The organism is Streptomyces roseoverticillatus (assembly GCF_000719265.1).
In the GTDB taxonomy this organism is placed as follows: Bacteria; Actinomycetota; Actinomycetes; order Streptomycetales; family Streptomycetaceae; genus Streptomyces; species Streptomyces roseoverticillatus.
In genome coordinates this window covers 442,127-461,928 of record NZ_JOFL01000001.1, presented here as the reverse complement: position 1 = coordinate 461,928, position 19,802 = coordinate 442,127, and the positions used below count along the sequence as shown (strand labels likewise).

At 73.4% G+C, this 19,802-nt stretch carries 15 protein-coding genes and 1 pseudogene; 6 read left to right on the top strand and 10 right to left on the bottom strand.

Annotated elements, in window-relative coordinates:
- Positions 1-82: 82 nt before the first annotated feature.
- Both IF61_RS0102060 and IF61_RS0102055 read left to right on the top strand, forming a co-directional pair.
- The gene (locus IF61_RS0102060; protein WP_030364427.1) at positions 83-1,294 is read left to right on the top strand and encodes an FAD-dependent monooxygenase; all 1,212 of its coding nucleotides are present in this window, start codon (positions 83-85) and stop codon (positions 1,292-1,294) included.
- Positions 1,291-2,196 (top strand): Gfo/Idh/MocA family protein, encoded by a 906-nt coding sequence (locus tag IF61_RS0102055; RefSeq protein WP_030364426.1) that lies wholly within the window; start codon positions 1,291-1,293, stop codon positions 2,194-2,196. Before IF61_RS0102060 ends, IF61_RS0102055 begins: the two co-directional genes overlap by 4 nt.
- On the opposite strand, the gene lnt is transcribed toward IF61_RS0102055, so the two are convergent.
- On the bottom strand, positions 2,168-3,736 hold the full coding sequence (lnt, locus tag IF61_RS0102050; protein ID WP_052392317.1) for an apolipoprotein N-acyltransferase: 1,569 nt from the start codon (positions 3,734-3,736) through the stop codon (positions 2,168-2,170). The two genes, IF61_RS0102055 and lnt, sit on opposite strands and share 29 nt — an antisense overlap.
- A 248-nt stretch (positions 3,737-3,984) precedes the next feature.
- Between lnt and IF61_RS36775 the strand changes: the two are divergent.
- Positions 3,985-4,884: pseudogene (locus tag IF61_RS36775) on the top strand (terpene synthase family protein); the annotation flags it as partial.
- A gap of 260 nt (positions 4,885-5,144) precedes the next feature.
- Here the strand turns inward: IF61_RS36775 and IF61_RS0102040 are convergent.
- The 5 genes from IF61_RS0102040 to IF61_RS0102020 are packed head-to-tail and all read right to left on the bottom strand — an operon-like array spanning position 5,145 to position 9,494.
- Positions 5,145-6,593, bottom strand: a complete 1,449-nt coding sequence (locus IF61_RS0102040) for a cytochrome P450 (protein WP_030364423.1) — start codon at positions 6,591-6,593, stop codon at positions 5,145-5,147.
- Entirely contained in the window at positions 6,590-7,228 is a 639-nt protein-coding gene (locus tag IF61_RS0102035) for a GTP-binding protein (protein ID WP_030364422.1), read from the bottom strand. Before IF61_RS0102035 ends, IF61_RS0102040 begins: the two co-directional genes overlap by 4 nt.
- Positions 7,209-7,574: a DUF742 domain-containing protein gene (locus IF61_RS0102030; protein ID WP_030364421.1), complete on the bottom strand. Its 366-nt coding sequence runs from the start codon at positions 7,572-7,574 to the stop codon at positions 7,209-7,211. The genes IF61_RS0102035 and IF61_RS0102030 overlap by 20 nt, the downstream gene beginning before the upstream one ends.
- Positions 7,571-7,957: a roadblock/LC7 domain-containing protein gene (locus tag IF61_RS0102025; RefSeq protein WP_206329087.1), complete on the bottom strand. Its 387-nt coding sequence runs from the start codon at positions 7,955-7,957 to the stop codon at positions 7,571-7,573. The genes IF61_RS0102030 and IF61_RS0102025 overlap by 4 nt, the downstream gene beginning before the upstream one ends.
- 25 nt (positions 7,958-7,982) lie before the next feature.
- Positions 7,983-9,494, bottom strand: a complete 1,512-nt coding sequence (locus IF61_RS0102020; RefSeq protein WP_030364419.1) for an ATP-binding protein — start codon at positions 9,492-9,494, stop codon at positions 7,983-7,985.
- Positions 9,495-9,941: 447 nt separating this feature from the next.
- On the opposite strand from IF61_RS0102020, the gene IF61_RS0102015 reads away from it, so the two are divergent.
- Positions 9,942-12,656, top strand: a complete 2,715-nt coding sequence (locus IF61_RS0102015) for an ATP-binding protein (RefSeq protein ID WP_052392316.1) — start codon at positions 9,942-9,944, stop codon at positions 12,654-12,656.
- Between the two features lie 45 nt (positions 12,657-12,701).
- Here the strand turns inward: IF61_RS0102015 and ku are convergent, their stop codons facing one another.
- Complete coding sequence (gene ku, locus IF61_RS0102010) at positions 12,702-13,712, bottom strand: non-homologous end joining protein Ku (RefSeq protein WP_030364417.1); 1,011 nt, start codon at positions 13,710-13,712, stop codon at positions 12,702-12,704.
- A gap of 32 nt (positions 13,713-13,744) precedes the next feature.
- Between ku and ligD (IF61_RS0102005) the strand changes: the two genes are divergently transcribed.
- Positions 13,745-14,650, top strand: a complete 906-nt coding sequence (gene ligD / locus IF61_RS0102005) for a non-homologous end-joining DNA ligase (RefSeq protein ID WP_030364416.1) — start codon at positions 13,745-13,747, stop codon at positions 14,648-14,650.
- A gap of 10 nt (positions 14,651-14,660) precedes the next feature.
- Here ligD (IF61_RS0102005) and ligD (IF61_RS0102000) read toward each other — a convergent pair whose 3' ends face one another.
- Positions 14,661-15,635, bottom strand: coding sequence for a non-homologous end-joining DNA ligase (gene ligD / locus IF61_RS0102000; RefSeq protein ID WP_030364415.1), 975 nt, complete (start codon positions 15,633-15,635; stop codon positions 14,661-14,663).
- A gap of 10 nt (positions 15,636-15,645) precedes the next feature.
- Positions 15,646-16,662, bottom strand: coding sequence for a PHP domain-containing protein (locus IF61_RS0101995; RefSeq protein WP_030364414.1), 1,017 nt, complete (start codon positions 16,660-16,662; stop codon positions 15,646-15,648).
- Between the two features lie 123 nt (positions 16,663-16,785).
- On the opposite strand from IF61_RS0101995, the gene IF61_RS0101990 reads away from it, so the two are divergent.
- Positions 16,786-18,255 carry an FAD-dependent oxidoreductase gene (locus tag IF61_RS0101990; protein ID WP_107042949.1) on the top strand — a complete coding sequence of 490 codons (1,470 nt, stop codon included), beginning with the start codon at positions 16,786-16,788 and terminating at the stop codon, positions 18,253-18,255.
- Between the two features lie 79 nt (positions 18,256-18,334).
- Here the strand turns inward: IF61_RS0101990 and IF61_RS0101985 are convergent, their stop codons facing one another.
- Positions 18,335-19,771 (bottom strand): lipase maturation factor family protein, encoded by a 1,437-nt coding sequence (locus IF61_RS0101985; protein WP_030364412.1) that lies wholly within the window; start codon positions 19,769-19,771, stop codon positions 18,335-18,337.
- Positions 19,772-19,802 lie beyond the last annotated feature (31 nt).

The window sequence follows — 19,802 nt, the reverse complement described above, 5'->3', positions numbered from 1 at the left end:
TGCACTACAGAAGTAGTGCGCCATCGCTACGGCCGTAGTAGCCTGGCGTCACTACATCCGTAGTGAACCGGGAGGCAAACCCATGTCAGCACCCCGCGCCGTCGTCATCGGCGGCGGAATCGGCGGCCTCACCGCCGCTGCCGCCCTGCACCACCAGGGCTGGGCCGTCACCGTCCTGGAACGCGCCGCCGCACTCGAACCCGTCGGCGCCGGCATCGCCCTTGCCGCCAACGCCCTGCGCGCCCTCGACACCTTCGGCGCCGGCGACGCCGTCCGCGCCCTGTCCGGCTGGCAGGCCGACGGCGGGCTGCGCCTGCCCGGCGGGCGGTGGCTCTCCCGTACGAGCAACGAGGCGGCGGCCCGGCGCTTCGGCGGCCCGGTCGTCGTCGCCCACCGCGCCGACCTCGTCGCCGTCCTCGCCTCCCGCCTCCCCGAGGGCACCATCTGCACCGCCAGCCCCGCCGCCCTCGCCGACCCCGGCGGGCCCGGCCGCCCCGCCCGCGTGACCACCCCCGGCGGAGAGCTCGAAGCCGACCTGGTCGTGGCGGCCGACGGCATCCACTCGGCCACCCGCGCCCTCCTCTTCCCCGGACACCCCGGCCCCGTCTACGCCGGGTTCACCGTCTGGCGCGTCGTCGTGCCCCGCCCCGCCGAGCCCTTCCCCGCCCACGAGACCTGGGGGCGCGGCATGATCTGGGGCACGGTCCCGCTGCACGACGGCCGCGTCTACGCCTACGCCCAGGCCAAGGCCCCCGCCGGGGGACGGTCGCCCGACGGCGAACTCAACGAGCTGCGCCGCCGCTACGGCGGCTGGCACCACCCCGTCCCCGCGATCCTCGCCGCCGCCGACCCCGCCGCCGTCCTGCGCAACGACGTCCACCACGCCACCACCCCGCTGCCCGCCCACCACCGCGGACGGGTCGTCCTGCTCGGCGACGCCGCCCACCCCATGACCCCCAACCTCGGCCAGGGCGGCTGCCAGGCCATCGAGGACGGCGCCGTCCTCGGCCTCCTCCTCGCCCGAGGCGCAGGCGATCCCGGCCGCGCCCTGCCCGCCTACACCGCCCAGCGCCTCCCGAGGACCACGGAGGTCGTCCGCCGCTCCGCGCGGATCAGCCGGCTCATCTCCCTCTCCGCCCCGCCGGCCGTGGCCCTGCGCACCGCCGCCCTCGGCGCCGCCAACCTCTTCGGCCCCCGCGTCGTCCTCCGCAGCCACGACGGCATAGCGGACTGGCACCCTCCCGTACGCCCGTATGCTTCCCAAACGAAGGCACGCACCAGGGAGGCGCTGTGAAGGTCGGCTGCATCGGGCTCGGGGACATCGCGCAGAAGGCGTACCTTCCGGTACTCACCGCACAGCCCGGGCTCGAACTCCACCTCCACACCCGTACCGCCGCCACCGTCCGGCGCGTGGCCGACACCCACCGCATCCCGGACGCGCAGTGCCACACCGAGCTGGACTCCCTGCTCGCGGCCGGCCTCGACGCGGCCTTCGTCCACGCGGCGACCGCGGCCCACCCCGAGCTCGTCACCCGCCTCCTCGAAGCGGACGTCCCGGTGTACGTGGACAAGCCGCTGGCCTACGACCTCGCCACGAGCGAGCGGCTCGCCGGGCTCGCCCGGGACCGGGGGGTCAGCCTGGCCGTCGGCTTCAACCGCCGCTTCGCACCCTCCTACACCCAGTGCCTCGACCACCCGCGCGACCTGATCCTGATGCAGAAGAACCGCATCGGGCTCCCCGAGGACCCGCGCACGCTGGTGCTCGACGACTTCATCCACGTCGTCGACACGCTCCGCTTCCTCGTCCCCGGGACCGTCGACCACGTGGACGTCCGCGCCCGGGTCCGCGACGGCCTCCTGCACCACGTCGTGCTCCAGCTCTCCGGCGACGGCTTCACGGCCATCGGCACCATGAACCGGATGAGCGGCTCCGCCGAGGAGGTCCTGGAGGTCTCGGGGCAGGACACCAAGCGGCAGGTGGTCAACCTCGCCGAGGTCATCGACCACAAGGGACAGCCCACCATCCGCCGCCGCGGCGACTGGGTGCCCGTCGCCCGACAGCGCGGCATCGAGCAGGCCGTCCTCGCCTTCCTCGACGCCGTACGGGCGGGCAAGCACCTCGGCGCCGAGGACGCGCTGCGCACCCACGAGCTGTGCGAACGCATCGTCAGGGCCGCCCTGGACCAGGCTTCCTGACCCGGCGTCGGACGGCTGCGGCGCCTCCGGCGGCGCACGTGCCGGCCACGACCGCCACGGAGACCAGGACGACCCAGTCGCCGTACCGCACGTAGGGGCTGGTGCCGCCGGCCAGTGGCACGTCACGGACGACGGCCGTGCTGCGGCCGGTGCCGAGCGGCGGGCCGACCGCCCGGCCCCGCGGGTCCGCCACCGTGCTCACTCCCGTCAGCGTCGAGTGCACCACCGGCCGCCAGGTCTCGGCGGCCCGCAGCGCGGCCAGCGAGGCGTGCTGCCACGGGGCCCAGCTGTTCTGGAACGTCGAGGTGGAGGACTGCGCGACGATCACCTGGGCGCCGTCGCGCGCCAGTTGCCGGCTCATGTCGGGGAACGCCGACTCGAAGCACACCAGCGGGCCGACCCGCAGGCCCTCCGGCGCGGAGGGGGCCGCCGGCAGCCGCATCACCACCTGGCGGTCCCCGCGCATGCGGTCCTCGCCGGCCGCCTTGCCCACGGAGGTGGCCCAGCCCAGCAGCGAGCGCGCCGGCACGTACTCCCCGAACGGCACGAGCCGCATCTTGTCGTAGCGGTCCCCGGTCGGCCCGCCGGGGCCGACGAGCACGGAGCTCTTGAAGATGCCGGGCCGGTCCGAGCGGCGCGCGTCCACGTTGACCAGCAGGTCCGCGCCCACCGCGCGGGACAGCGCCGTGAGCCGGTTCCGGAGGTCCGGGTGCTCCGTGAGGTCGCCGCCGACGCCGCTCTCGCCCCACACGACGAGGTCCACCCGCTGCCCGGCCAGCCCCCGGGTGAGCGCCTCCTCGCGCTCGAACCGGCGCTGGACGCTGCCCGCCCCGTCGACGACTCCCGGCTGCACGAGGGCGATCCGGACGGTGCCCGCCGCGCGCGGCGACGGCGCCCACATCCACACCCCGGCGACGGCCGCTGCACACGCCACCAGACCGACTAGTCCGGTGATACGCGCGCGAGAAGCCCAAATGACCGTGGAAAACGCGGTGTTGAGAGCCACGAGGAGGAAAGTAACCAGCCAGATCCCGCCTACAGAAGCGAGCTTCAGGGCGGGTGCCACCTGCCACTGGCTCGCCCCGAACAGCCCCCACGGGCCGCCCAAATACTCCCATGAACGGGCAAGTTCGACCATCAACCAACCGGAGGGAACGGCGACGAGGGCAACGGCGGCCCGCGCGGGCGTCGGCGAACCCCCCAGCAGCCGCTGGACCAGCACGCCCCACGGTGCCCACAGCAGCCCCAGCAGCGCTGCCAGCACCAGGATGAAGACGTGCAGACTCGGCAGCAGCCAGTGGTGGACGGCGAGCAGGAATCCGCCACCGCCGAGCCAGCCGTCGAGCGCCGCGCGCCGCGCACCCGGCGCCGTACGGATCAGGGACAGCCAGGGCACGAGCGCCGCATAGGCCAGCCACCACAGGGAAGGCGTGGGAAACGTGAGCGCGGGCAGCGCTCCCGCCGCCACCGCCGCAGCCGCCCGCGGCCAGGGCCGGGTCAGCAACCGGGCGTACGGACCGTCCGTCGGTCGCGTCGTCATGGCGTGCCTCCCTGGGCCCGAACGGTCACCGGCGCCGTAGATCACCGGCCATTCGTCTGTACGACGCATGAGCGGGATCCGGCCAACCCTTATGTTTTCGAACACCGGAGGATCATGGGGAAAAAACTCCGACATCGGGGTGCAATATTCCACCGTCGCCACTCATCGGAAAAGCTCCTTTGGTCGGGTTCAGTCAGAAACGATCCGAAGTGAGCCTTGCATCCCGCGCTGGAAAGATGTGACCGGGTATGCGCCGCGGGTTATCCCCGGTCCACCATGGGCAGGTACCGCGCAAAAGCGGACAGGAACGCTGCGAGCCGGCCTGGGGAGGCGCCGTGACGGGCGTGCGAGATCGCATATCAGTACAGCCCTTGGAAATCGTGCCCTTCTACTGTCCGATACCGCCGGCGGTGCACCCGAGCGTCCGGGAGATCGACCGCACCTCGGTCGACTGGATGCTCCAGCAGCAGCTCGACACCTCCGCCCACCAGCGGCAGCGCCTCGCACGGTGCGACTTCGGCGGCCTCACGGCCCGGACCATGCCCTACGGCCAGTCCGGACCGCTCACCGCCGTGGCCAAGCTCCACGCCGTGCTGTTCTCCCTGGACGACGCCCTGTGCGACGAGTCGACCGCCACCGCCCACGGCCTGGCGCACGCGACCTCCCGCATCATGCGCGTCCTGGAAGCACCGCTGCCCGAGTGGCCGGATGAGTCACCCCACGCCGCGGCGCTGCGGACCGTACGCCTGGAGCTGGCCGAGTACGCGACACCGGCTCAGCTGCGCCACTGGACCGAGGGCATGCGCACCTACCTGACCGGCCTGGTGTGGGAGGCCGCCTGCCGCCGTGACCGGGTCCTGCCGTCCGTGAACGACTACGCCGCCATGTGGATGCGCGCCATCGGCATGGCTCCTTCCACGGCCCTGATGGACATCGCCGGAGGCTACGAACTCGACGACCGCGACCTGGACCGGCCCGAGGTCCGGGCCCTCACCGAGATGACCTGGACGCTCGTCGCCTGGGACAACGACTTCTACTCACGGAACAAGGAGATCCAGCGTGCCGGAGACAACCTCAACCTGATCGACGTCCTCGCCCAGGAGCGGGGCTGGGAGCCCGCCCGCGCCCAGGAAGAGGCCATGGCGATGCGCGACCGCGTCATGACGCTCTTCCTGCGCTTGCGCGAGCAGATCTGGCCCCGGTCCGGGGTGGAACTGCGCTGCTACCTCGTGGCGCTCGGCCACTTCGTCCGCGGGCACCTGGACTGGGCCTCGGGCTGCGCCCGCTACCAGGACCCCTACGGGAGCGCCGACGTGGAGTGGTGGAAGCCGGCCCCGTCGGACGACAGCCCGGACCCGCTGCCGGTCCCCGCCATCGCCTGGTGGTGGGACCAGCTCGACACCGGCTGCTACCGGCGCCACAGCAGCCGCCGCAGCGACCTCCACCACGAGCGCCGCGAACCGGGCGGCTCCACGCCGCCGGGGCGGACCGGCGGCGCCGGGATGGCCGGCTGCTCGGCCCGCTCCGGCTGAGCCGGGGCGGGCGGCTCCGGCACGGGCGTCACCGTCTCCTTCGGGGGCAGCGGCGCCCGTGCCGTGAACCGGACCGGAAGCCCCGTCAGGTGACGGGACATCAGCGTGGAGCGGTACGTCAGCTCCGGCTCCTCCACCGCGAGGGTGAGGTCGGGCAGCCGCAGCAGCAGGGCGTCGATGCCCTCGCCCGCGATCGCCCGGCCGACGTCCTGGCCCGGGCACTCGTGCTGGCCGCCGCTGAACGCCAGGTGCGAGCGGTTGCCGTGGACAGGGGCGTCGGGATCGGGGCGGATCACCGTGTCCATATTTGCCGCGGCCAGCCCCAGGATCAGGGCGTCCCCCTCCTTGATCTGCTGACCCGCCAGCTCCGTGTCCTGCGTCGCCCAGCGGCCCAGGATCGTGATGAACGGCGGCTCGTCCCACAGGACCTGCTCGACCGCGTCCGGCAGCGTCATGTGCCCGCCGGCCAGGGAGGCCTGGAAGCGGTGGTCGGTGAGCACCATCTTCAGGGTGTTCGCGATGAGGTTCGCCGTGGTCTCGAAGGCCGCGATCAGCACCAGCCGCAGATGCTGCTGCACCTCGTCGTCCGACAGCCCGGCGGGGTGCTCCAGCAGCCAGCTGGTGAAGTCGGCGCCCGGCTCGACGCGCTTGCGCGCCACCAGCTTGCGCAGCGTCTCCTGGACGAACTCGTTGCTCGCGATCGCCGTCTCGGTGCCCTTGATCATGTCCCGGGCGGCGTTGACCAGCTGGGGGCTGTACGCCTCCGGCATGCCCAGCAGCTGCGTCATCGCCATCATCGGCAGCTGCTCCGCGAACTCGTGCACCAGATCGGCCCGGCCCGAGGCGCAGAAGCGGTCGACGAGCTGGTTCGAGAACTGCGTGACGTGGCGGCGGATGCCGCGCTTGTCGAAGCGGGCGATGCTGTCGTTGACGGCACCGCGCCAGCGCTCGTGCTGCCGCCCGTCGGCGAAGACGCAGATCGGCTGCCAGGTGGTGATCGGTGCCAGCGGGTGGGTCGGGGCCACGCGGCCCTCGCGCGCCTCGATCCACCGCCGGGAGTCGCGGGAGAAGCGCGAGGGGGTGCGCGCCACGTCGAGGTTCTCGCGGTAGCCGAGGACGAGCCAGGCCGGGACGTCGTCGTGCAGCAGGACGGGCGCCACCTGGCCGTGCTTCTGGCGCAGTCGCTCGTACAGCCCCATCGGGTCGGCCTCGGCCTCCGGGCCGAAGAGCCGGGTGATGCCCCCGGGGCCGGAGGAGTGCGCCGGGCACTGCGGGGGAGGCCCGGCCGGGGAGGTGGCGCGGGGGCGTTCGGAAGGGAGGGTCACTGGTGCTCCGTGGAGGCGGTGGTGAGCGTGTAGAGGTAGCGCATGAGGGTGAGCAGGGTGTCGCGGCAGGACGCGCGGTCGCGGGCGTCGCAGTCGACCATGGGCACCGAGGCGTCGAGGTCCATGGCGGCGCGGAGCTGTTCCATCGGGTATCTGGGGGCCTGGGGGAAGCGGTTGACGCCGACGACGAACGGCACTCCCTTCTCCTCCAGACGCCCGATGACGTCGTAACTGACGTCCATGCGGCGGGTGTCGAGGAGGACGACCGCACCGAGAGCGCCCTCGAACAGGCCGTTCCACAGGAACCAGAAGCGCTCCTGGCCGGGGGTGCCGAACAGATACAGCACCAGCTGGTCGTTGATGCTGATCCGGCCGAAGTCCATGGCCACGGTCGTCTCGGTCTTGTGCTCGATCCCGGCGACGTCGTCCACGCCGACGCCGGCCTGGGTCATCGGCTCCTCGGTGGTCAGCGGCCGGATCTCGCTGACGGAGCCCACCAGGGTCGTCTTGCCGACCCCGAACCCGCCGACGATGACCACCTTGACGGCCGCGGTGGCCGAGGCCGGCAGCACGTCCTCGCTGCGCGGCCCCGCACAGGTCTCCAGCCCCGGGGAGTCAGAGCTTCTGTAGTCCATTCATCACCGCCTCCAGAAGTTGTACGTCGGGCAGTGCCGCCGCCGGGACCGGCGGGCGGGCCTCCACGTGCCGGCCCGCCACCAGCTCCGTGAGCAGCAGGGTCAGCGTGCTGACCGGGAGCTCCAGATAGGCCGATATCTCGGCGACGGAGAGCGGATAGGCACACATCCTGACGATGGCGGCGTGCTCGGGCTGCAGCCCGGGGTCGGCCTCCGACCGGGACACGATCAGCGTCACCAGGTCGAGCTCCGTCTTCCGCTCCGCGCGGGCCTGGCCTCCGGTGAGGATGTACAGCCGGTCGGGGCTGCCGGGCGCCGTCGGGGAGCCGGGTCCCTCCGTGCTCATGTCACCGACCCGCCGACCCGCGGCGGGCTGGTGAGATGCGAACCGATGCGGGCCACCAGATCCCGCATCCGCATGCCCATCAGCTCGGCGTCCACGTCGTCGTCGGCGAGCACCGCCAGGAAGGCCCCGGCCCCGGCGGCCATCAGATAGAAGAACCCGCCGTCGACCTCGATCACGACCAGGCGCATCTGTCCGTCCCCGTGCGGGAATTCACCGGCGATCGCCGTCGAGAGGCTCTGCAGTCCGGCACAGGCGGCGGCCAGGCGGTCCGCCGCGTCCGGGTCGGTGCCGTGCTGAGCCATGCGCAGGCCGTCCGAGGACAGCACGATCACGTGGCGGGTCTGCGGAACACTGGTTGCCAGGTCCTTGAGCATCCAGTCCATGTTGAGCCGCGGCTGCGTCACTTGGCTACTCTTCCTTGTCCGACGGGATATCACTGTTCGCCCGGCCGGGGTCCGGCTCCAGGGACTCCCCGTTGATGCCGCGGTTGAAGGCGGCCAGCCACATCCCTGGCTGCTTGGGGGCCTCCTCCGGAGCGGCCGGCGCGGCGGGCGGGGCCGGCCGCTCCCGCCGCTCGGCCGCGCCCCGGCCGAACGGGAGCGGCGCGGGGCCGCGGCGCCGCCGCCGCTGCGGCAGCCCGCTGTCGCCGAGCGGCGGCGGGATGGGGTGCTCCATCATCGGCGGTGCGGTCTGCGGAGCGGGCGGTGGGATCTTCTGGCCCGGGCGGCGCTTGGACTTGATGGGCGGGAGCTTGGCCGCGCGGGCGATGTCGCCGCCGGGGTGCTTGCTGGCGGTGATCAGGTCCATGGGGATGACGAGCACGGCCCGGACCCCGCCGTAGGCGGAGGGCCGCAGCGACACCAGGAGGTTGTACGTACGGGCGAGCCGGCTGACCACCGCGAGGCCGAGCCGCGGCGCCTCGCCCAGGTCGTCGAGGTCGAGGTCGCCCTCGCGGGAGAGGACGCGGTCGGTGCGGCGGCGCGCCTCGTCGGTCAGGCCGACGCCGGCGTCCTCGATCTCGACCGCGATGCCGGACTGGATGTCCACGGCGGTCAGGTGCACCCGGGTCTGCGGGGGGGAGTAGCGGGTGGCGTTGTCCAGCAGCTCGGCCAGGGCGTGGATGACCGGCTCGACGGCGGGCCCGACCACGGCGACGTCGGCCACCGAGTGGAGGTCGACGCGGCGGTACTCGAGGATCCGTGACATGGCGCCGCGCAGCACGTTGTAGAGCGGGATCTCGTTCTTCCACTGGCGGCCCGGGCGGGAGCCGCCGAGGACGGCGATGCTGTCGGCGAGGCGGCCGGTCAGGGCGTTGCCGTGGTCGAGGTGGAGGAGGTCGCCGAAGACGTCCGGGTCGTTGCCGTGCTTGTGCTCCATCTCCCGGATGTCGTAGGCCTGTTGGTGGACGATGGCCTGCATGCGGCGGGCGATGTTGACGAAGGCGCGCTGCGCGGCGTCGCGCAGCCCCTCCTCCGCCTGGACCGCCTCGATGACGGACTTCAGCACGGACCGGTGGGCGGCCGCGTAGCCGGGTTCGAGGTCGTGGACGGGGAGGGTGTGGCGGAGCACGACCTCGGTGGGGGCGCCGCGCTGCAGCAGGTGGATGGCGCGGGGCAGCAGCTCCTTGGCCAGCCGCCGGGTCTCCGCCTCGTGCTGGTCGAGCTGGTACCGCAAGCCGGCCTCCTGCTCGGTGCAGCGCCGGCGCAGGGCCGCGATGACCCGTCCCCGCCGGGCGGCCTCGGAGCTTGCCAGCGCCACCGCGACCGTGGCGGACGACCCGCACCAGGCCACGGGCACGCGGGCGTCGGGGGCGGCGGCGAGAATCGCCGTTCCCGTGCACACGGCCAGGACCAGGGGGGAGATCAGCCATATCAGAGCGGAGACGGGCCGCCGTTGAACTGACGAGCCGGTACCAACCATCGGGATCCTCGGAACTCTTAAGAAGGTGTAACTGCTTCGGGGCCCGGCGCGGGGCATTCCCCGGATGTCTGCCGCGGGGAACGGCGCGGGCGCAGCACTTGTGCGCACCGTGAAGTAGTCGCCACAACCCGCTGCGCGACATGGAGCGTAGCCGGTCGCGCGGGGCTCCGGCGCGAAGTTGTCATATTCGCAGATCGGCCTGACGCGGGAATTCGAAAGGCTTCATAATGGCCTCGCGCTTCGAATTCCGAATGGATTTACGAAACGTATGAATGTATGTTCGGCGCGAGTGGGGCGTGTCTCCCGTGTTGCTCCTGTGCCCCGCGAGGGCGCCGGAGGCGGCCGGGGCGAGGTCACGCTCCCGGGTGGTCCGTCCGCCGAACCCTGCCCCTGGCCTCACGGACGGGGCTAGGCTCGCCCCACCACATCTTCCGGGGAGACAACGCCATGTCAGGGCATCAGCGTGAACAGAACGCATCCGCCGCCCTGTTCGAGCGGAAGCTCGAGCTGCAAGCCGCTGAGCAAGCGCTGCAAAGGCTGTGCGGGACCGAGAGCGAAGGGGGGCCCCGGCTCGGCGGTCTGCTGCTCTACAACGGCGAAGCGGGCCTGGGGAAAACGGCGTTGCTCGCCGAGACCCGCAGGAAGGCCATGGTGGAGGGAGGGTGCACCGTCCTCTTCGCGCGCGGCAGCGAGTCCACGCAGGCCGTCCCCTTCCACGTCATCCGCCAGCTGTTCCAGCCGGTGCTGGCGCCGATCTCCGAGGCCGACCGCAGGAAGCTGCTCGCCGGCTGGTACGAGATCGCGGGCCCCGCGCTGGGCATCGTCCCGCCGATCGGACCGCAGGACCCGCAGGGCGTCCGCGACGGCATCGACTGGCTCGTGTCCCAACTCGCGGCCCGCCGGGAGCCCCTGGTCGCGGTGATCGACGACGCGCACTGGGCCGACGCCGAGTCCCTCACCTGGCTCGGGTACTTCGCCGCGCGGCTGCGCGAGACGCCCATGCTCGCGGTCATCGCCTACCGCCCCGACGAACTGGCGGACTCCGCACCGGTCTTCCGTGACCTGGTCACCGCTCGCGGCAACCGCCCCGTGGAGCTGCGCCCCCTGACGCCGGACTCGGTCACCCGGCTGGTGCGCGACGCCTTCCCGGAGCAGGCCGACGCCCCCTTCTGCCGCGAGGTCTGGGCCGTCACCGGAGGAAACCCCTACGAGACCATCGAGTTGATCGCCAAGGCGAAGGACCGGGGCCTCAAGCCGCTCGACGAGTCGGCCCCCCTCCTGCGCGACCTCGGCGCCGCGTCCCGCGGCCCCGGACTGGTGGCCCGTCTGGAGCGGCTCGGCACCGCCGTCACCCGCTTCGCCTGGGCGGCGGCCGTCCTCGGCACGGAGATCCAGCCGTCCCTGGCCGCCAACCTCGCGGGCATGGGCCCGGCCCAGGCCGCCGAATGCGCGGACAAGCTGCGGCACTCCCGCATCCTCGCCGGCGCCATCGACCTCGAATTCGTCCACCCGCTGATCGCGACCGCCATCTACGCCTCGATCCCGCCCGCCACCCGTACCGCCATGCACGGGCAGGCGGCCTGGTCCGTCACCGAGGCGGGCCTGGGTGCCGCGGCAGCCTCGCGCCACCTGCTGGAGGTCCACCCCGACCACGACTCCGAGCTGGTCGAGCAGCTGCGCATCGCCGCCCGCGAGCACCTGGCGGTCGGCGCGCCCGACGCGGCCCGCCGCTGTCTGGAGCGCGCCCTGCAGGAGCCGCCGCCCGAGGAGGAGCGGGCCGCGGTCCTCTACGAGCTGGGCTGCTCCGCGCTGCTCACCTCGCCGCCGACCACCGTCAACCACCTCAAGTCGGCGCTCTCCCTGCCGCACCTCACCGAGGAGCTGCGGGTCGACGCCACCTACCGGCTCTCCCAGGCCTATGCCCACAACAGCCAGCTGCGGGAGGCCGCCGCTGTCGTCAAGGAGCAGGCCGAGCGCACCCCGCCCGGCCCCGGGCGGATGCGCCTGCAGGCCGCGCACTATCTGTGGCAGGGCATCCAGGTGGAGGAGCAGGACTCGCTGGCCCGTTCGCGGCGCATCGCGGAGCTCGCCGAGAGCCTCCCCGGCCGGGACAACACCGAGCGGACCCTGCGCGCGCTGCGCGGCTTCGACGGCATGATCCGCGGTGAGGACGCCGTGCAGGTGGTCGAGCACATGACGCGCGCCCTCGTGGACGGCCGGCTCGCCGACGGCATGGGCTGGACCAACACCGAGTGGGGCTTCGAGGTCCCCAGCATCATCGGCATCACCTTCGCCTACACCGACCGGCTCGACCAGGCCGAGGAGCTCTTCAAGGAAGCCGTGACGGCTTTCGAGATCTCCGGCTGGAGCGGTGGGCACCTCGCCTTCGCGAACGACTTCCTCGGCCTGGTCTTCCGCCGCCGCGGCGAGCTGGACGAGGCCGAGGCGATGCTGCGCGAAGGGCTGCGGCTGGGCAAGCGCCTCGGCCCCGGGCTGCCGATCCACTGGGACGGCGCGTGTCTGCTGATCGACACCCTGCTGGCCCGCGGCCGGGTCGACGAGGCCCAGGCCTTCGCCGAGGAGAACGGTTTCCGGGCGCCGTGCACCCCCGCCGTCGTGCTGCCCGACGCCGCGTCCCTGGCCGGGCGGCTGCTGCTCGCCCAGGGCCGCAAGAAGGAGGCGATCGCGGAGCTGGAGGCCGCCGGGCGCAGGCTGGAGGAGCGCGGCCGGCACAACACCGTCTGGGCCCCGTGGGCGCTCGACCTCGCCGTCGCCCTGGCCGACGAGGACCCGGAGCGGGCCCGTGCGCTCGCCGACAAGGCGGTCCGGCACGCGGCGGTGTTCGGCACGGACACGGCGGTCGGTGACGCCCTGCGCCGGGCGGCCCTCGTCGCCGAGCCGCACGAGGCCCTGGTGAAGCTGGAGAAGGCCGTGGTGCACCTGCGCCGCTCGCCGTGCAAGTACGAGTTCGCGGAGGCTCTGGTCGCCCACGGCGCCGCGCTGCTGGGCGCGGGGAAGCTGCCCGAGGCGGCCGAGCGGCTGCGTGAGGGCCTGGAAGTGGCCGAGCAGTGCGCGGCGGACGGGCTGGTGGAGACCGCCCGGGCGGCTCTCGCCTCGGCGGTCTGCGAGGGCGTCACTCCGGCGGGCGACACCGTGCGGTGAGCGCGGTGGGTCCGCGCCGGTCGGCGCGGACCCGCCGGGCCGCTTTCACGAGGCGGCGCGGCGGCCGCCCTTCTTGGCCGCGGCCGTCTTCTTGGCGGTTTTGGCAGTGGTGGTCTTGGCGGTGGCCTTCCGGCCCGTGGAGGCGGTGGAGGCCGCCGCTGTCTTCTTGCCCGTCGTGCGTTTCTGCGGTGCTGCGGACTTCTTCGCGGTGCTGCGGGCCGATTTCCCTGACGCGGCCGCCTTCTTGGCCGTTCTTCCCGGCCGCTCCGCCTTTTCCCCGGGCTTTCGCGCCGCGCTGTCGATGGAGGCCTGGAGGGCGGCCATCAGGTCGATGACGTTGTCCGGTGCGGGTGCCGTCTCCTTCTTGGGGACGGGGCGGTCGGACAGGTGGGCGTTGATCAGCTCGCCCAGCGCGATCTCGTACTCGTCCTCCTGCTCCTCCAGGTCGAACTCCTCGGAGAGGGTGTCCATCAGGCTCGTGGCCATCTTCAGCTCCTGCGGCCGCACCGTGACCGAGGAGGGCGGGGCCAGGTCGCCCGCGTCGCGGATCTCGTCCGGCCAGTACATGGTGTGCAGCGTGAGCAGGTCGCCGTGGACGCGCAGCAGGGCCAGGGACTCCCGGGTGCGCAGCGCGATCTTGGTGACGGCGACGCGCTCGGTCTGCTTGAGGGTCTCGCGGAGCAGGACGTAGGGCTTGTTGGCCGCCGCGCTCTCGGGCGCCAGGTAGTAGCCGCTGGACAGTTGCAGGGGATCGATCCTGCCGGAGTCGACGAAGGCGAGCACGTCGATGAGCTTCTTGCTGGGCAGCGGCAGGCCGGCCAGCTCGTCCTGGGTGACGACGGCGGTGTGCCCCTCGTCGTCCTGGTAGCCCTTGGCGATGTGCTCGTAGTCGACCTGCTCGCCGCAGGCCTCGCAGACGCGCTTGAGGTGGATCCGCCCGCCGTCCTTGTCGTGGACCTGGTGCAGCCTGAGGCCGTGTTCCTGGACGGCGGCGTAGAGCCGCACCGGTACGGACACCAGTCCGAAACCAATCGCACCCTTCCACATGGTCCGCATAGTTTTATCCCTCCGCGGGGAATTCCTACCTTATGTCTGTCTCCTCCGAGCGGCAGGCGGTGGAGATCGAGGGCCACCGGCTGGCCCTGACCCACCTCGACCGGGTGCTGTTCCCCGCCTCCGGCCACACCAAGGCGCAGGTGCTGCAGTACTACGCGCGGATCGCCCCGGTGATGGTGGCGCACACGGCCGACCGGCCCGCCTCGTTCGTCCGCGCCCCCGAGGGCCCCGGCGGGCAGAGCTGGATCGCCAAGAACCCGCCGGGTGGAGTACCGGGATGGGTGCGGGTGGTGCCCGTGGAGCACCGCGAGGGCGTCACCGGGCAGGTCGTGATCGACACCACGGCCGCCCTGGTCGCGCTGGCCAACCTCGGCGCGTACGAGGTGCACGTCCCGCAGTGGACCGCGACCGCGGGCCCCGACGGCCACGACCGCCTCGTCCTGGACCTGGACCCCGGCCCCGGCGCCGACCTGGTCGTCTGCTGCCGGATCGCCCAGCGGCTGCGCCAGCTCCTCGACGACGACGGCCTCACCGCCCACGCCGTCGTCTCCGGCTCCAAGGGCCTGCACCTGTACGCACCGGTGCACGCGGCGGCCGGGCGGGCGGCGGGCGGCTACGCCAAGGAGCTGGCGGCCCGCATGATGGGCGAGCACCCGGGGCTGGTCGTCGTGTCGATGGCGCGCGTCGAGCGCCGGGGAAAGGTGCTCATCGACTGGTCGCAGAACGCGAGCGCCAAGACCACGGCGGCCCCGTACACCGTGCGGCTGCGGGAGGGCGCCCCCGGCGTCGCCGCCCCGGTCACCTGGGACGAGGTCGCCGCGTGCCGGGACCCGGCCGACCTCGCCTTCACCCCCGAGGAGGTGCTGGACCGGGCGGAGGCCTACGGGGACCTGCTGGCCCCGCTCACCGGCGACGCCACCCGCGCGCGCCTCCCCTGACGCCCCCGCCTCAGCCGAGCCGCGTCAGGTCGGGCCGCAGCCGGTGCCAGACGGGGTGGCGGAGGCGGCCCGCGGACGTCCAGCCGGAGAAGACGACCTCGGCGACGAGCCGGGGCTCCACCCAGTGCGCCCCCGGCACGTCCACGGGCCCCGAGAACGGCGGGTCCGCGCGCGGGATCACCGACAGGCAGCGGGCGAGGTCCCGGCGTTCGCGCTCCGACAGCCCCGACCCCACGGACCCCGCGTACCGCAGCCCGCCCGGCTCCTCCACGCCCGCGAGCACGGCGCCCGGCAGCCCCGACAGCGCGCCGCGGCCCTCCGCCCAGCCCCCGATGACCACGTCGATCGTGACGACGTGCTTGGTCTTGCGCCATTCGGAGGACCGGATGCCGGGGGTGTAGAGGGACGTGAGCCGCTTCGCCACGACGCCCTCGAACCCGGCTTCGAGCGTGGCGTCCCAGGCCTGCTGCGCGTGGCCGGCCACGTACGCGGGCACCGACCAGGCGGGGCCCGCGAGGTCCAGGCCCTCCAGGACGGCCCGCCGCTCGGCGTAGGGCAGGTCCAGCAGGGACCGGTCGCCGAGGTGCATGACGTCGAAGAGCATGAGGCGGGCGGGGTACTCCGCCGCGAGGCGGGCCGCACGGCGCGCGTCGGTGACGCCCATGCGGCGCTGCAGCAGACCGAAGTCCGGCCGGCCGGCGCCGTCGAGGACGACGACCTCGCCGTCGAGGACCGCGGGCCGGCCGCCCAGGTGCCCGCCCAGGGCCCGCAGTTCGGGGTAGGTGACGCCGGCGTCGTTGCCGGCCCGGGTGACCGGCCGTACGGTGCCGTCGCCCCCGACGCCCACGACCAGGCGGATGCCGTCCCACTTGACCTCGAACGCCCAGGCCGCGTCCTCGTCGGCGGCCGGCAGCGGCCCGGGGGTCGCCAGCATCGGCCGGATCGCGGGCGGCGCGGCCGGGGCGCGCCCGGCTGTCGGGGTCATCGTCCGCCGCCTACCTCTTGTCCCGCGCCCATTCCAGCAGCTCGGAAGCCGTCCACGTCGTGATGATCCGCTCGGCGGGCACGCCGCACTCCTCGGCGCGGGCGCAGCCGTGGATCTGCCAGTCGAGCTGGCCCGGGGCGTGCGCGTCGCTGTCGATGGAGAACAGCACGCCCGCGTCGAGGGCCTGGCGGATCAGCCGGCGCGGCGGGTCCAGCCGCTCCGGCCGGCAGTTGATCTCCACGGCGGTGCCGAAGCGGGCGCACGCGGCGAAGACCATCGCCGCGTCGAACACCGACTCCGGCCTTCCCCGCCCGGCCGAGAGCCGCCCGGTGCAGTGTCCGAGCACGTCCACGAGGGGGTTGGCGACGGCCCCGACCAGCCGGCGGGTCATGGCGTCCGCGTCCATGCGCAGCTTCGAGTGGACCGACGCGACGACCACGTCGAGCTCGCCGAGCAGCCCCGGCTCCTGGTCGAGGGAACCGTCGTCGAGGATGTCGCACTCGATGCCGCGCAGTAGCCGGAAGCCGTCGCCGAGCGCGTCGTTCACCTCGGCGACGACGCCGAGCTGGGCGCGCAGCCGCTCGGCCGTCAGACCGCGGGCGATCGTCAGCCTGGGGGAGTGGTCGGTGAGCACCGCCCACTCGTGGCCGAGGCCCTGCGCCGCGCGGGCCATGGCCTCGATCGGGCTGCCGCCGTCGGACCAGTCCGAGTGCATGTGGCAGTCGCCGCGCAGGGCCGCGCGCAGCGCCTCGCCGCCCTCGGCCAGCGGCTCCCGCGCCTCCTCCGCCAGCTTGGCCAGGTACCCGGGCACGCGCCCGGCCAGCGCCTCGGCCACGACGGCCGCGGTCTTGGGGCCGATGCCCTTCTCGGCGGTCAGCGTGCCGGCGGCCGCGCGCCGCCGCAGTTCGTCCTCCGGCAGCCCGGCGATCACTTCGGAGGCCGTGCGGAACGCCTTCACGCGGTACGTGGGCGCGTCCGCGCGCTCCAGCAGGAAAGCGATCCGGTCCAGCGCCTCCACCGGGTCCATCGCACCACCGCCTCCTCGCCTCTCGTCCTACGGTGCGCGCTCGGCGGGAGACGCGCATGCCGCGGGCGCACCCGCGGGTGAACCCGTGAGTAGGCGCGGGGCGGGGTGGGGAGGGTCCGTGGCATGAGAGCCCCTTCCTCCGCCGTTCCCGTCCCCGACGAGGCCTCCTCCTCCGGCTCCTCCGGCGCCTCCCGCAGAGTGGGCCGCGTCGTGGTCCTCGGTGCGGGCATGGCCGGCCTGCTGGCCGCGGCCGCGGCGGCCCGCCACGTCGGCGAGGTCGTGATCGTGGAGCGGGACCGGCTGCCGGACGGGCTGGAGCCGCGCAAGGGCCTGCCGCAGGCGCGCCACGCGCACCTGATGATGTCGGGCGGCGCCCGGGCCGTGGAGTCCCTGCTGCCGGGCACGGTCGAGGGGTGGGTGAGCGCGGGCGCCCGCCGGGTCCCGCTGGGGACCGGGCTGGTCGCGTTCGGCCCGCAGGGCTGGTATCCGCGCTGGCCCAGCACGCAGTTCCTGATGGCCTGCACCCGCGACCTGCTGGACCTGGTCGTCCGCGAGAAGGTCCTGGCCCTGCCCGGGGTCGTGCTCCGCCAGGAGACCGACGCGCTCGCGCTGCTCGGCGACGCCCAGCGGGTCACCGGCGTGAAGGTTCGCACGGCCGGCAGCCACTCCGCCGAGGCGCTGGAGGCGGATCTGGTGATCGACGCCTCCGGGCGCGGCTCGCAGGCCGCGCGCCGCCTGAACGAGCTCGGGCTGCACCCCGCCCATGAGGAGACCGTCGACACCGGCATGGTCTACGTGACCCGGATCTTCCGGGCGCCGCCGGGCAGCGAGCGCTTCCCCGTCGTCAGCGTGCAGGCCGACCCGCACGGCGCCATGCCGGGACAGGGCGCGACGATGCTGCCCGTCGAGGGCGGCCGCTGGCTGCTCACGGCCTGCGGCACGCGCGGCGGCGAACCGTCGCGGGAGCCCGGGGAGTTCGAGCCGTTCATCCGCAGCCTGCGCCACCCGCTGATCGCCGACCTGATCGCCGGCCTGGAGCCGCTGACCGACGTCCACCTCACCCGCAGCACCGTCAACCGCCGCCGCTACTTCGAGCGCCTGCCCGCCTGGCCGGACGGCTTCGCCGTGATGGGGGACGCCGTCGCCACCTTCAACCCCGTCTACGGCCAGGGCATGTCCGTGGCCGCCCACAGCGCGACCGCGATCCGCGGCCTCCTGGCCGAGCACGGCGTGGCCGCGCCCGGCCTGGCCCGGCGCATCCAGCGCGCGGTCGGCCGCGCCGCGAGCAGCCCCTGGGACCTCGCCACCGGCGAGGACATCAACTACCCCGGCGCGATCGGCGAGCGCCCCCCGGCCGCGGCCCGGCTGCTGCGGGGATACGTCCAGCGCCTGATGCGCACGGCCGTGGTCAACCCGGTCGTCCTGCGCTCGCTCTACGACGTGATGACGTTGTCCGCGCCGATGACGGCCCTGGTCAGCCCGCCCGTGGTGCTGGGGGTTCTGCGCGGCCCGGGCCGCGACGTGCGGAACGAGCCGTCGATCACGCCCGCCGAACTGGCGGTGTGCGGGCTGGGCCCGCGGGGCCGTTCCTGACACGTGCCGATTACGGCGGCTGCGTCTGCCGCCGGACCCCCGCCGCGGTGGTGTCCCGCCGTTGCGGCGGGCTCTTCTTTCACCGCTCGCCGGAGCGGAGTGCCACCACCGGCAAGAACTCCCCCCGCAGCGTCCGGTGCCACCAGGCGCCCGTCTCGCGCCGCTCCTCCCACGTGGTGAAGCGGTAGAGGTAGAGCCGCGCCCGGACGTGGGTCGGCGGTGCGCCGGGGAAGGGGTTGTGCCGCAGCAGGCGCAGCGTGTCCGGGTCGCCCGTGAGCAGCCGTTCCACGAACGGGCCGAACCACGGTTCCGCGTACGCCGGGGAGATCCCGGCGAACCACATCATCCAGTCGAGCCGCAGGTGGTACGGGGCGTACTGGCGGGAGCGCCGGTGCGGGTCGCCGGGCTTGCCCTTGAACCCGTACTCCTTCCACACGGTGTCCGGCCCGACGCGCTCCTCGTCGGTGCCCTCGACCACCACCTCGTAGCGCCTGCGGTTGACGCTGCCGAAGGCGCCGTACGTGTTGACCAGGTGGAGCGCGTTGAAGGACATGTTCATGCGCTGCTGCCGCGAGAGCATGTTGCGCACCGGCCACCAGCTCAGGACGGCCACGAGCGCGGTCGCGGCGATGACGAGGCCCTCGTACCAGCCCGGGGGAGCGGACACGGGGGCGTGCCGGGCGAGGCCGAAGGCGTCCGCCATGCCGTCGCCGTCGACGGCGGCGAAGGCCATGACGATGGTGACCCAGTTGAGCCAGGCGAAGTTGCCGGAGGCCACGAGCCAGAGCTGGGTGCAGATGATCACCGCGGCGGCCAGGCTCGCGAAGGGCTGCGGGGTGAACAGCGCGAGCGGCACGACGAGCTGGGCGACGTGGTTGGCGCCCGTCTCGACCCGGTGCAGCGGCCGCGGCAGGCGGTGGAAGAACCAGCTCAGCGGGCCCGGCATCGGCTGGGTCTCGTGGTGGTAGTACAGGCAGGTCAGGTCGCGCCAGCAGGGGTCGCCGCGCATCTTGATCAGCCCCGCGCCGAACTCGACGCGGAAGACGAGCCAGCGCATCAGCCACAGCACGAGGACCGGCGGGCCGGTGTCCGCGTTGCCCAGGAAGACCGCGAGGAACCCGGCCTCCAGCAGCAGTGACTCCCAGCCGAAGCCGTACCAGGTCTGGCCCACGTTGACGATCGACAGGTACATCGCCCAGAGGGCGGCCCACATCGCCATCGACGCCCACAGGGGCACCGCGTCGGCCGCCCCCGCAGCCACCGCGGCGGCCAGCGCGGCGCCCGTCCACGCCCACGCCGCGAAGAACCGGTCCGAGTAGTGCAGCTGGAAGACCCCCGGGGCGCGGGCGAAGGGCACGTGGCGCACGAAGCGCGGCACGGGCAGCATGCCGCGCTCGCCGATCAGCGCACGGAACTGGAGAGCCGCCGCCAGGAAGGCCACCAGGTAGAGGCCGGCGAGCCCGCGCTGCACCACCAGCCGGCTCAGCCAGTACCCCGGGACCGTGAACCACTCCATGGCGTATCCGTACCACTCCGGAGCGCGCAGT